At 35.3% G+C, this 12,278-nt stretch carries 9 protein-coding genes; 1 reads left to right on the forward strand and 8 read right to left on the reverse strand.

Translation table 11 applies throughout. From position 1 onward, the window contains the following. Positions 1-340: 340 nt before the first annotated feature. The 8 genes from ABE048_RS01580 to putP all read right to left on the reverse strand — a co-directional run bounded on the left by ABE048_RS01580 (position 341) and on the right by putP (position 9,914). Positions 341-1,321, reverse strand: a complete 981-nt coding sequence (locus ABE048_RS01580) for a siderophore ABC transporter substrate-binding protein (RefSeq protein ID WP_430308735.1) — start codon at positions 1,319-1,321, stop codon at positions 341-343. A gap of 16 nt (positions 1,322-1,337) precedes the next feature. Continuing rightward, positions 1,338-2,099: an ABC transporter ATP-binding protein gene (locus tag ABE048_RS01585; protein WP_430308736.1), complete on the reverse strand. Its 762-nt coding sequence runs from the start codon at positions 2,097-2,099 to the stop codon at positions 1,338-1,340. Then, the gene (locus ABE048_RS01590) at positions 2,096-3,046 is read right to left on the reverse strand and encodes an iron chelate uptake ABC transporter family permease subunit (RefSeq protein WP_430308737.1); all 951 of its coding nucleotides are present in this window, start codon (positions 3,044-3,046) and stop codon (positions 2,096-2,098) included. Before ABE048_RS01590 ends, ABE048_RS01585 begins: the two co-directional genes overlap by 4 nt. After that, entirely contained in the window at positions 3,039-3,989 is a 951-nt protein-coding gene (locus ABE048_RS01595; protein ID WP_430308738.1) for an ABC transporter permease, read from the reverse strand. The genes ABE048_RS01590 and ABE048_RS01595 overlap by 8 nt, the downstream gene beginning before the upstream one ends. 378 nt (positions 3,990-4,367) lie before the next feature. Next, positions 4,368-5,855, reverse strand: a complete 1,488-nt coding sequence (locus ABE048_RS01600; RefSeq protein WP_430308739.1) for a peptide MFS transporter — start codon at positions 5,853-5,855, stop codon at positions 4,368-4,370. Positions 5,856-6,264: 409 nt separating this feature from the next. Continuing rightward, on the reverse strand, positions 6,265-7,533 hold the full coding sequence (hflX, locus tag ABE048_RS01605) for a GTPase HflX (protein WP_430308740.1): 1,269 nt from the start codon (positions 7,531-7,533) through the stop codon (positions 6,265-6,267). Between the two features lie 133 nt (positions 7,534-7,666). Continuing rightward, positions 7,667-8,359: a VOC family protein gene (locus tag ABE048_RS01610; RefSeq protein WP_430308741.1), complete on the reverse strand. Its 693-nt coding sequence runs from the start codon at positions 8,357-8,359 to the stop codon at positions 7,667-7,669. A 67-nt stretch (positions 8,360-8,426) separates the two neighbouring features. Continuing rightward, the gene (gene putP / locus ABE048_RS01615) at positions 8,427-9,914 is read right to left on the reverse strand and encodes a sodium/proline symporter PutP (protein WP_430308742.1); all 1,488 of its coding nucleotides are present in this window, start codon (positions 9,912-9,914) and stop codon (positions 8,427-8,429) included. Positions 9,915-10,867: 953 nt separating this feature from the next. Here putP and nhaC point away from each other — a divergent pair. Beyond that, entirely contained in the window at positions 10,868-12,253 is a 1,386-nt protein-coding gene (nhaC, locus tag ABE048_RS01620) for a Na+/H+ antiporter NhaC (RefSeq protein ID WP_430308743.1), read from the forward strand. Positions 12,254-12,278 lie beyond the last annotated feature (25 nt).

The following is a 12,278-nucleotide window of genomic DNA, read 5'->3' on the forward strand; positions in this document are numbered from 1 at the left end:
TCGCTTTCCCGCAGGAGTCTACGCTGATTCCACTTCAACATAGATAACAACACACAAATTTTTATCAAAAATATATTATTCCATTTTGACTTTTCCAGTGCCTTCACTTCGTTCTCTCCGGGTCTTTCTAACTTATTTTTCCACAGGAGTCTCGCAAGTTCTCCCCATTCAACTTTCCATGAAGTTCTGATTAATTCAGTTTATAAACTAACTATACCTAATATACCTTTTTATTATTCTATGAAATAGCACAAAAATGTTGTAAAAAGGAACTTAAATTTAGGTACGAATAAAGGGGCTATCCATTTATTGGACCGCCCCTTTTATCTTTGTTTAAATTCTATAAAGCTGCTTCTACTTCCTTCGCCATTTCAGCTACAGATTGTAGTCCACCACCAGATAAGTACCAAACTTCTGGGTTAAGATAAATCATTTTGCCATCTTTATAAGCATTTGTTTTCTTTACGATATCATTTTCAATATCCTTCTTCGCAGATGCTCCTTCAGTAACAACAGAATCACGGTCTACTACGAAGATGATGTCTGGATTTTTTTCTAAAACATATTCATAAGAAACATTTTGTCCATGAGTAGAAACTTCAATCCCTTTATCAACAGCTTTGAAGCCAAATACATCATGAATAAGACCAAAACGTGATGCAGGACCGTAAGCACTGATTTTGCCTTCAGAACCTAGGATGATTAAAGCTTTTTTATCTAAATCTTTTGTTTCACCTTGCACTTTTGCGATTGTATCATCAACTTTTGCTAATTCATCTTTTACTTGATCTTCTTTACCAAAGATTTGACCAGCTAGTTCCGTATTCTTTTTAAATGAATCCATGTAATGTGTAGTATCTAAACCTACATAAACCGTTGGGGCAATTTTGCTTAGCTCTTCATAAAGGCTTGCTTGACGACCAGAGATGAAAATAACATCCGGAGCCATTGTCGCAAGTTTTTCAAAATCAGGTTCTTTTAAGGCACCCACATTTTCATAATCTGAACTTGCGTATTTTTCAAGATATTTTGGGATAGTATCTTGTGGAACACCTGCAATTTTAACACCAAGTGTATCAAGTGTGTCTAGAAAGCCCATATCAAAAGAAACGACTTTTTTTGGATTTTTAGGTACTTTTACTTCGTCTTTTACTGAATCTGATGAGCCATCTTCATTTTGAATTCCAAAATCATTTGTTACTGTAATTGTTTCTTCTTTTGAACCGGCATTTGAATCCTCTTTACTTGAACCTTTAGGGCCACATGCCCCTAATACAAGAAGCATAGCGAATACTAATGTTAATAACGACCACTTTTTCATTTTTTCGTCTCCTTTATTATGAATTAAAATATACGCAGATACGGCAACTATTCATCTCTTGAATAGGAATATCCATATCATAAATTTCCTTTAATGATTCAGAATTAATAATTTCATTGGTTGGACCATCTTTTATGACCTTTCCATCTTTTAATGCAACGATGTAGTCCGAATAAACGGATGCAAAGTTGATATCATGCAAGACAATAACAACCGTTTTGTCTAATTCATCCACAAGCTTACGTAAGATTTTCATAATCTGAACAGAATGCTTCATATCTAAGTTATTTAATGGTTCATCCAGCAATATATATTCGGTATCTTGAGCGATTACCATTGCGATAAAGGCTCGTTGGCGTTGACCACCTGATAATTCGTCTAAGTAATCATGCTGAATATCTTCTAAATTCATATAGTGAATAGCTTCATCGACTTTCTGATTATCTTCATCTGTTAAATGCCCCTGTGAATATGGAAACCGTCCAAAAGAAACAAGCTCGCGGATTGTTAAGCGTACATTCATGAAGTTGGATTGTTTTAAAATTGATACGCGTTTTGCAAAATCATTGGATTTTACTTTCTTTACATCTTTACTATCAAGTAGCACCTCACCAGTGTCTGCATCTAACAAGCGACTTACCATCGATAATAATGTAGATTTACCGGCGCCATTAGGACCGATAAAGGAAGTAATCTTCCCACGTTGGATATCAACGCTTACTTTATCAACGACGACTTTCTTTCCAAAGAATTTGGATATTTCTTTTACTTGAATCATGCAGATCGACTCTCCCTTAATAATAAGTAAATAAAGTAGATACCACCGATGAAATTGACGATAACACTTAATGTTGTTGAAAAAGTAAATACTCGTTCAACAATCCATTGACCACCGATTAATGCAACTAGACTTATAAGAGCTGCACCCGTGATTAACACAGAATGTTTGTATGTTTTGAAAAATTGATAAGACAGGTTAGCTACGATTAATCCAAAGAATGTAATCGGTCCAACCAATGCCGTTGAAACTGCAATTAACACTGTCGATATGATAAGCATACGTTTTACCACCTTATCGTACGGAACGCCTAAGTTAATAGCTGTTTCACGACCAAGTGATAAGACATCTAATTGATTTACCATACGCCAACCAAATACCATAACAATGATGACGATTACTAATGCAAACCATACTAAATCGCCATTCACATTATTAAAACTTGCGAACATCTTATCTTGCACTCGAGCAAACTCATTAGGGTCTATTAGAACTTGCATGAAAGTAGTAATACTTCCTAAAAAAGTCCCCACAATAATGCCGACTAAAAGTAAAAAGTAAATCGGACGGCCCCCTGAGCGAAATAAAAACTGATAGAGCAATAAAGCAAAGCCAATCATTACAACTACGGAAATAATGAAATTCACTTGTGCATTCATAATCGCAATATGGCTAGATCCGAGGAAGAAGATGATGACCGTTTGCAGTAACAAATACAACGAATCTAATCCCATAATACTTGGGGTTAAAATGCGATTATGTGTGATTGTTTGGAAAATAACAGTTGAATAAGCAATGGAAACACCGGTTAATACCATCGCAATCACCTTAATTGCACGCCGAGGCAATATGTAGTCATAATTACCATTTAAACCTTGAAATAGATATAAACTACAAAACATAGTAGCAAGAATCACTAGTATGAGCATTTTCATACTGTTACGCATATGCTTTCCCCCTAAACAACAAGAATAGGAAGACCGCACTGCCGATGACGCCTACCATTAAGCTAATCGAAATTTCATATGGATAAATCAACACACGACCTAAAATATCGCATATTAATAGGAAGATTGCTCCTAGCAATGCGGTATGTGGTAAAGTCTTTTGTAAATGATCTCCTTTAAAAATGGAAACGATGTTCGGGATGATCAAACCTAAAAATGGAATCATGCCCACTGTAAGTACAACAGTAGTAGTCACTAAAGCAACGAGGATCAAACCAAAATTCACGATACGCTTATAAGCTAGCCCTAAGTTCTTTGCAAAATCTTCTCCCATTCCAGCAACCGTAAACCGATTTGCATAGAGATAAGCAATAATTAATACTGGAACACTAATATAAAGCAATTCATAGCGCCCCTTCATAATCATTGAAAAATCCCCTTGCAGCCAAGTTGATATATTCTGAATGACATTCGACTTATATGCGAAGAACGTTGTAATAGAAGATAAAATATTTCCAAACATCATCCCAACTAGTGGAATAAAGATTGCGTCCTTAAATTTAATACGACCCAAAATTTGCATAAATAATAATGTGCCGGCTAATGCAAATACAAATGATACGGCCATTTTTTCCAACATCGAAGCGTTTGCAAATAACAGCATCGATACAAGAATTCCTAAACGAGTGGCATCTAATGTTCCAGCCGTTGTAGGTGACACAAACTTATTGCGGCTTAAGCTTTGCATGATTAAGCCCGCAATGCTCATACCAAACCCTGCTAAGATAATCGCGATTAACCTTGGTACACGACTAATAAGGAAGATTTGTGTTTTCTCCGAATGAATATTGAGTAAATCCTTTGGTGATATATCCGTTACCCCTACGAAGAGAGATACGATTGATAAGACAACAAGCGCTAAAAATAAATATCGTTTCTTCATAACAATCCCCGACTTTTTTCCATTTTGTAAGTTGTTTCTTGAAAATGAAAATCATTATCATTTAACTCACAATATTTATTATATCATCTTGATAATCATTTTCAATGATTAATTGAAAATGATTATCAAATAAGTGACGGATTACCAAAAAACGCCTATAATTACTCATTTTCTGCGTTTCCTGATTCTCATTTAGCATTTATAAAATAGGCGCTGTTAAATATGATTGGGCTAGTTGAAAGGAATCTATATTGCGCTGGCACTGCGAATACAATTAATTAACGGTGTCCATTAACATAGTCTTTGAAATAAAAAAGACCCGTCCCACAAAATCGGCATAACCGACTTTGATAGGACAGGTCCTGTATAAAATTAATTTTATCTAAGGGTACCCATTTTCTTAGAAATCCAAGGGCTTAGTAATAACATGATAAAGAATAGTACTATAGAAGCTCCACCAAGATAACCAAAGTATTGAACTTCAGAAATTTCCGCAAATAGTTTTGCAAATTGAGCGTTAAGTGCTTGAGCTGCAGTACTAGCTAAGAACCAAAGTGACATGGTTTGTGCAGCAAATGCAGCTGGAGCTAATTTCGTTGTTGCTGATAAGCCCACTGGTGACATCAGTAATTCACCAACTACTACTAGGAAGAATGAAAGAACAATCCACCAAGGGCTAATTAATTCTTTACCACCAGAAGATATTGCAGGGATAATCATGATTAAGAATGATAAACCAGCAAATAATAGTGATAATGAAAATTTAATTGGTGTAGATGGCTGACGATTGCCCAATTTAACCCAAATCCAAGCAAAGATTGGAGCCATTGTAATGATAAATAATGGGTTTAATGATTGGAACCAAGAAGCTGGAATTGTAAATGATCCAACTGTTAAATCAGTACGTTCAGCTACATAAGTAGCAAGAATAGTTGAGCCTTGTTCTTGAATAATCCAGAACATTGTACCCGTAATAAATAAAGGGATATATGCAAGAAGATGTGACTTCTCTTCTTTTTTTGTTTTTTTACTAGTGAACATCCAAGTAAATACTGCGATTGGTGCTAATAAACCGATTACTGTAAAGAAGTTAACAGCCCCATCAATTGATAAGTTACCGGTCATTGCTGCAATTAAAACTAATACCGCTACTACAATAACTGCTACAATCAATTTTTTAAGAATGCTACTACGTTCTTTAGCATTTAATGGGTTTTTAGGTTCTACACCCGCAAGACCCAATTTTTGTTTTTGGTTAAGAGTGAACATAAATAACCCAATAGCCATACCAATTGCCGCAATACCAAAACCTACATGATAGTTATAATTTTCTTTTACGGCACCTACAACTAATGGAGAGATGAACGCACCTGCGTTGATACCCATATAGAAGATGTTGAAGCCTGCATCACGACGGTTATCACCATCTGCGTAAATATCACCAACAACTGATGATACGTTTGGTTTTAATAAACCAGTACCAATAATAATAAATACCATTGAAGTAAATAAGAATGGTAGGCCACCAGGAATTGCTAAGCAGATATGACCAGCCATAATTAAAATACCGCCCCAGAAGATTGTTCTTCTAGTACCTAAAATACGGTCAGCAATCCATGCCCCGATAATACCTGACATATATACTAATGATCCATAAATTGCCATAATTGAAGCGGCTGTAGTTTTATCTAACCCCAAACCACCATTTTGTACTGTATCGTACATGAAATATATTAGGATTGCCTTCATACCATAATATGAGAAACGTTCCCAGAATTCTGTAAAGAACAAACTAAACAAACCCTTTGGATGTCCGAAGAACCCTGTTTGGGGAACCGACTTGACGATTTCTTCTTTAGTTGCCATAAAAACTCTCCTTCTTTCAATATAAAAAATAGTCTTACAATTCAAACTATAAAGTTTATAACTTCGTAAATTTAGTGAAGATGTTGTCCATTATACACGCACATTTGTGTCATGTCAAAAAATTTTCTGATATAGAAAATTGTTTATTTTTTGATTATTAAGACAATTAGAAACCTTTTTACAGCAACGAATATACGTTATACTATAATCAGAAAATTACAATATTTCAGTTCATTGAAAAATCAACCTGAAAAGTATGTCCTTTCCAAAAATACATATGGTTCCTTTATTAAGTTACAAATGCTAGATTTTCAAGTAAAGAAAAAAGCGAATGACGCTCGTCCAAACCCAAAAATTATTGGATAAATTGAAAACAAATAAAAAAGGAAGATGAATTTTATCATCTCCCCTAGTTTACCCGAAACTCTCTAAATTTTTGCGCAGTTGATTCATGAACTTCAACTTTTAATATAGTACCCTTTTCATCATAAGATGTTTCAAATATATGAGCTGACTCATTCATATAAGAAACTATATCTCCTCGTTCAAAAGGTATACAAAATGTACACGTTACATAATCCGAGAAAATGTGTTGACGAATTAATTGTAGTAATTCATCAAGTCCAGCTCCTTCTTTTGCTGACATCCAAATTTGATTGTTATTTACATAAGGATAAGCAAGATTAGCTAAATCCGCTTTGTTAAATACACAAACAGTCGGAATATCTTCAACACCAACTTCTTGCAAAGTAGTATTTGTAACTTCCATCATATATTGATTTTCTGCATTGGATGCATCCACTACATGCAACAGCAAATCAGCATCTCTTGCCTCTTCCAATGTAGAACGGAACGCTTTAACTAAATGGTGAGGAAGTTTACTAACAAAACCAACTGTGTCTGTTAACAGAAAGCTCTTATTGTCAGGTAAGGTAATTTGTCTTACTGACGTTTCGAGTGTTGCAAATAGCATATCCTTTTCAAAAACTTGTTTATGTTCTTGTTGATCGATTTTATTTAACAGTTGATTCATAATTGTTGATTTGCCTGCATTTGTATAACCTACAATTGAAACAATTGGAATTTCACTTTTACGACGCTGTTTTCGTTGAGTTTCACGTTGTTCTTTTACATGCTCTAGCTCTTTATTGAGTTTTGAGATTTGTTCTTCAATTTTCCGGCGATCCAGTTCGAGTTTTGTTTCACCAGCACCACGGTTTTTAAACCCACCACCAGTACCACCACCTTGACGACTTAAGGAATCTCGAAGCCCTACTAATCGTGGTAGCATATATTGCAATTGAGCTAATTCTACTTGCATTTGCGCTTCTTTTGATTTTGCTCGTCTGGCAAAAATATCTAGAATGAGCATAGTTCGGTCAATAACTTTACACTCTAAATCTCTTTCTAAATTACGAATTTGTGATGGTGATAATTCATCATCGAATATTACCAAATTTGCGTCTGCTGCATCATAGAAATTTTTTATTTCCTCGGTTTTGCCTGTACCGACATAGTGCGAAGGATTTATACGTTCTAAATTTTGGGTTACAACACCAACCACTTCTACGTTTAGCGCTTCAGCCAAATTTCCTAGTTCTTCTATTGAATAGTCAAAGTGTAAATCATTACGTAAATTAACCCCAACTAATATTGCTTTCTCAATGAATATATCCAATAATGATCCTCCTTCACAAATCATGCAGAACAATTAAAAAAGAAGAGCCGAGCAGATTCCCTTTTCTACTCTCCTCTTCCTGTCATTCCTATTTATAAGTTATGTCCATCCTAACACAAGAAATGTCAAAAACTCAAACTTTCACAATATCGATAGTTTGAAGGCGTTCTTTTCCTTCTTGCAATTGTTGAAATTCAAAAGTTGCATTGGCTAGTTTTAATGTATTTCCTTTAGCAGGTAAGGATAGTAGCCGTGACCACTGTATTAATTTTCTTTCTACATCTTTTACACGGAAAATACAGCGTTCTATTTGTATTTCTTCATTTACTTGCTGGATTGTACCGTCAGCTTTTAGCATGTCATATCTTTCATCTAAAGGCTGTTCCCATTCTATAAAAAAAGGATAAGGCAAGGAATCATCTAGTTTTTGCTCAATGAATAACATTTTCCATCTAATAACTTTACCGTCTGCTGTTTTTCTTTCAGCAGGTAAAATGCCACTCGTTCGATAACCTAGCTTTTTGAAATAAAGATTTTTCCTTTTTAAATCATCTGATCTTAAACATAATGAGTAAAATCCATCCCCATCATCAATATCATAAAGTAATTGTTTTACAAGTGGTTGATTTGTCACCTTTGCAACATCTTCATTCTCCACTGCTAACCACTCAATATAACTATTTTTTGTATATAGTAATGCATTATACGTTCCCCATTGTAAATGTTGCCCACCAATAACTGGATGAATTCCTTCTATTATAACTTGCTGTGCAATCTGAGCTGGACTTTTCGTTGTAAAATATACAACATGATCTAATTCGAACATTTATTACCACCCCTTAGAAAAAATCGGCCTGTAGCCGCATTTATTGCAAACTACAGGCATGACTTCTTTACCCTCTTTTTTCTTGTTCTAACAATTCTATCGTTCGATCGAATTCATCTTCAATGTCTTTATTTGGTCTATACGTAATTAAGCTAATAATTACTGCGACAATTAAACAAATGATAAAACCTGGAACAATCTCATACAGGGCCTTATGTAAATGCTCATTAGATCCCCAAATATAAGCAGTTGCAGCACCAGCTACCATGCCTGCGAGAGCACCCCAGTTCGTGATTTTTTTCCAATAAAGTGTTAACAAGATAATTGGACCAAACGCTGCACCAAACCCAGCCCAAGCAAAGGATACAAGATCTAGAATTTTATTGTCTTGTTCCCACGCCAAATACATTGCTAAAACAGAAACAAGTAATACGGCCATGCGGCCCAAAAATACATATTGTTTATCTGAAGCATTTGTTTTAAATACCGCTTTATAGATATCTTCTACTAAAGCAGATGATGTAACGATTAATTGTGAAGAAATCGTACTCATGATTGCAGCTAAAATAGCCGCTAACATAATACCTGCGATAAACGGATGGAATAGTATTTGACCAAGCGCTATAAATACAGTCTCTGGATTTTTTAAGGTTAGACCTTTTTGGTGATAATACGCAATCCCTACTAACGCAGTAGCAATCGCACCAATTAAGCTTAATAACATCCACCCGATTCCTATACGTCGTGCTTGTTTTGTTTCTTTTACACTCTTAATAGCCATAAATCGAACAATAATATGGGGCTGTCCAAAATATCCTAGCCCCCAAGCAACCGTTGAAATAACACCTGTCACTGTAGCTCCTGAAAATAGACTTAATAGTTTAGGATCCACTTCACGAATGGATGCTGTTGTTTCTGAAAATCCACCTGTTAAAAATACACCAAAAATCGGGACAATAATAAGTGCTAAAAACATCACAAGTCCTTGTATAAAGTCTGTATAACTTACTGCTAAGAAGCCGCCAAATAATGTATATGCAATGACGACACCTGAAGTTAACAATAAACCTGAATGATAGTTATATCCAAATGAACTCTCAAAAAATACTCCACCCGCAACCATTCCCGAAGAAACGTAGAAAGTAAAGAATACTAAAATGATTAAACCCGATGCAATTCTTAGTAATTTTGTTTTATCTTTTAAGCGATTATCTAAATAACTTGGAATCGTAATCGAATCATTCGATACTTGTGTATACATCCTTAAACGTGGTGCCACAAATAACCAGTTTAAATAAGCCCCTACAGTTAAACCAATGGCAATCCACGCTTCTACTAAACCGCTTGCATAAATTGCGCCTGGTAATCCCATTAATAACCATCCTGACATATCTGCTGCTCCAGCACTTAATGCTGTAACTGCAGGTCCTAACGATCGTCCACCTAACATGTAATCTGTTAAATTAGACGTCTTCCGAAATGCATACCAGCCAATGACCAACATTGCGACCATATAAATAAGAATGGCCATTAATTGAAACATATTATCGGACATCTTGATTCCCCCTTTGAACAACTCTGTTTTATATCCAACTTAATTTCTCGTTACAAAAACAAACCTTTTTATATTGCAATATAGCTGGTTTCAATCTAAAGAAATTAATAATGAATATATTTAAAACTTTTTACGCCACCCCATTTAATAGAGTTCTGTATATTCTATACTATCATATTATTCTGTTATTAATAACCTTAAAAATGAATGACTATTTATTCATTTGAGTCAATTTCATAAATGCTTATTCTTAGTATGCCGCTCCAGATGGCGCTTTCCACTGGCGAGCGTTGAGCCTCCTCAGGGCAACAGGATGTTGGTCACGGAGTCGTTGCCACAGGACGTGGCGTTCTTAGACTCCGTTCCTTAATTGCTTCACTGCGGGGTCTCACCTTTCTCGCTTTCCCGCAGGAGTCGCCATCTTCCGCTTCATAGATAATGTTCTCATAAATATGGCATATAACAATGGTACTTTAGTTTTCGTGAATTCAGGCTTCATCCTATAATAATTGCTACTGTTTATCTTTTATGGTCATCCTTCTTAGCTTCTGAGTATTCATTTTATCAACGACTCATTATATAAATTAACTATTTTAAATAAAAAAAATACGTCAAACATATTGACTAGTTTTCAAAACATGTTAAAATACTTTATAGCTTCAACGCGTTGAAGCGAAAAAGTATATTTCGAGTGATGGACCAATAGTAGTGTTGTAGATAACAGCAAATAGAGACTAGGTAGTTGCTGAAAGCCTAGGTTATTACAATGATGAATTACACCATCAGCTAAACTTGAACCAATGAAGTGGTCAAATTAACTTTGACAATTAGGGTGGTACCGCGGAGTTTTCCTTCGTCCCTTTTGATGGGATAGAAGGATTTTTTTATGAATAAATGCTCTGTCACTAGCGCGGGAAGTTAAATAGATTATTAATTTTGAAGGAGGATTTACCATGTTTCGTATTCAAGCTAAGATGACACCTTCCTTTTTAGAGGCACTCATCTTAATCATTATTATTATTGCTACTATGACAATTTGTATTGCTGGTTTTGATGCAGTACCACATATGCCTATTTTAATCAGCATTCTATTATTAATGGCATATGGTCTATATAAAAAAGTATCCTACAAAGATTTGGAGAATGGACTAGTAGAAGGTGCATCAGCAGGACTTAGCGCTATTTTCATTTTCTTCTTTATTGGGATGTTGATTAGTAGTTGGATTATGAGCGGGACAATTCCTACACTTATTTACTTAGGATTTGAAACAATTACTCCTCATTTCTTCTACGCTGTAGTATTTATCGTTACTTGTATTGTCGGAATTGCGATTGGTAGTTCTCTTACGACTACGGCAACAGTAGGAGTAGCCTTTATTGGTATGGCTAGTGCCATGGATATTTCGCTTGCGATTACTGCAGGTGCCATTGTATCTGGTGCATTCTTTGGCGATAAAATGTCACCATTATCTGATACTTGCAATTTATCATCTACAATAATGGGCGTTGATTTATTTGAACATATCAAGAATATGTGCTGGACAACCATTCCTGCACTCATTCTTTCACTAATTTTTTATGCTATTTTGTCACCATCACAGGTATTACAAAACGCACATAAAATTACAACCTTCAAAGACGGTTTGCTTTCAACTGGAATGATTCATTGGTACACATTGATTCCACTTTTCGTTCTTGTTTTAATGGCATTGAAAAAAGCTCCAGCTATTTTAACACTAGCAGCAAGTACTGTTGTAGCCATATTAGTTTCTTATTTCCACCATCACTATGGATTTGGTGATGTCTTGAACATTCTATTTAATGGGTATACATCTCATACAGGTATAAAAGATATCGATTCTCTATTATCTCGCGGGGGCATCAATAGCATGATGTTTACTGTAGGACTTGTTATTTTAGCTCTTAGTATGGGTGGCCTTTTGTTCACTCTAGGTATCATACAAGCATTACTGTCCCGTGTTGAAAAAATATTCAAAAGTGTCGGTTCTGTTGTTACAGGTGCTGCATTAACAGCTATTGGTGTGAATGCATTAATCGGGGAACAATACCTTTCAATCTTACTTACTGGCCAAGCCTTCCAATCACAATTTCAAAAAGTAGGATTAAAGAACAAAAACTTAGCTCGTGTTGCAGAAGATGCAGGAACTGTTGTAAATCCACTGATTCCTTGGAGTGTTTGCGGAATTTTCATCACAAAAGTGTTAGCAGTATCTACGTGGGAGTACTTGCCTTTTGCATTTTTCTGCCTTCTATCACCCATATTAACTATCATTGCTGGTTGGACTGGTAAGACTCTTACCTATATTGATAAAAAGTAACGATTGATCCTTCATCGTTTAGAAA

Origin of the sequence: Rummeliibacillus pycnus, assembly GCF_050459865.1 — a bacterium.
In the GTDB taxonomy this organism is placed as follows: domain Bacteria; phylum Bacillota; class Bacilli; order Bacillales_A; family Planococcaceae; genus Rummeliibacillus; species Rummeliibacillus pycnus_B.

Excerpts from the sequence above, each read along its gene's own strand:
- putP (WP_430308742.1), bottom strand. The coding sequence starts at position 9,914 with ATGTCCGATAATATGTTTCAATTAATGGCCATTCTTATTTATATGGTC.
- ABE048_RS01590 (WP_430308737.1), bottom strand. The coding sequence starts at position 3,046 with ATGCGTAACAGTATGAAAATGCTCATACTAGTGATTCTTGCTACTATG.
- ABE048_RS01585 (WP_430308736.1), bottom strand. The coding sequence starts at position 2,099 with ATGATTCAAGTAAAAGAAATATCCAAATTCTTTGGAAAGAAAGTCGTC.
- ABE048_RS01610 (WP_430308741.1), bottom strand. The coding sequence starts at position 8,359 with ATGTTCGAATTAGATCATGTTGTATATTTTACAACGAAAAGTCCAGCT.
- nhaC (WP_430308743.1), top strand. The coding sequence starts at position 10,868 with ATGTTTCGTATTCAAGCTAAGATGACACCTTCCTTTTTAGAGGCACTC.
- ABE048_RS01600 (WP_430308739.1), bottom strand. The coding sequence starts at position 5,855 with ATGGCAACTAAAGAAGAAATCGTCAAGTCGGTTCCCCAAACAGGGTTC.
- ABE048_RS01580 (WP_430308735.1), bottom strand. The coding sequence starts at position 1,321 with ATGAAAAAGTGGTCGTTATTAACATTAGTATTCGCTATGCTTCTTGTA.
- ABE048_RS01595 (WP_430308738.1), bottom strand. The coding sequence starts at position 3,989 with ATGAAGAAACGATATTTATTTTTAGCGCTTGTTGTCTTATCAATCGTA.